The organism is Actinoplanes sp. ATCC 53533, from assembly GCF_003947245.1.
On sequence record NZ_QHHV01000584.1, the window covers coordinates 1 to 815 of the forward strand.

Consider the following 815-nt stretch of genomic DNA (forward strand, 5'->3'; position numbering starts at 1 on the left):
CGGTCTTGTCGAGCACGCCGCCCTCTTCCATCTCCAGGATGAGGTCGTTGCCCTCGCGGGTGCGCTCGCCCACGCCGGCGAACACCGAGGTGCCGCCGAAGTTACGCGCCACCCGGATGATCATCTCCTGGATGAGCACCGTCTTGCCCACGCCCGCGCCGCCGAACAGGCCGATCTTCCCACCGCGCACGTACGGCGCGAGCAGGTCGAGCACCTTGATGCCGGTCTCCAGCATCTCGGTCTTCGGCTCGAGGTCGGCGAACGCCGGGGGCTTGCGGTGGATGCCCCAGCGCTCGGTGATGTTCAGCGTCGACGGGTCGACGTTGAGCACCTCGCCGAGGGCGTTGAAGACGTGGCCCTTGGTCACGTCGCCGACCGGCACCGTGATCGACTCGCCGGTGTCGGTGACCGCGGCACCGCGGACCAGGCCGTCGGTGGGCTGCATCGAGATCGCGCGGACGACGTTGTCGCCCAGGTGCTGCGCCACCTCGAGGGTCAGCGTCTTGGTGCCCCCGGAGAGGGTCACGTCGACGTGCAGCGCGTTGTAGATATTGGGCATCGCGTCGCGGGGGAACTCGGCGTCGACGACCGGGCCGATGACCCGGACTACGCGGCCGACACCGGCCTGCGTCTTGGTGGGCTCAGCTACAGCAGTCATCATCCATCACTTCCCGCCGCGGCCAGCGCGTTGGCGCCGCCGACGATCTCACTGATTTCCTGGGTGATCGCAGCCTGCCGCGCGGAGTTCATCTCGCGCGTGTACCGCTTGAGCAGGTCGTCCGCGTTGTCCGACGCGCTCTTCATCGCCCGGCGCC

1 protein-coding gene and 1 pseudogene are annotated in these 815 nt (G+C 68.7%); both read right to left on the minus strand.

Translation table 11 applies throughout. From position 1 onward, the window contains the following. A pseudogene (locus DMB66_RS60160) lies at positions 1-658 on the minus strand (F0F1 ATP synthase subunit beta); the annotation flags it as partial. Beyond that, positions 658-815, minus strand: a 158-nt coding sequence (locus DMB66_RS60165) for a F0F1 ATP synthase subunit gamma (protein WP_199753323.1), incomplete at its 5' end; no start/stop codon positions are given. The gene DMB66_RS60165 and the pseudogene DMB66_RS60160, both read right to left, overlap by 1 nt.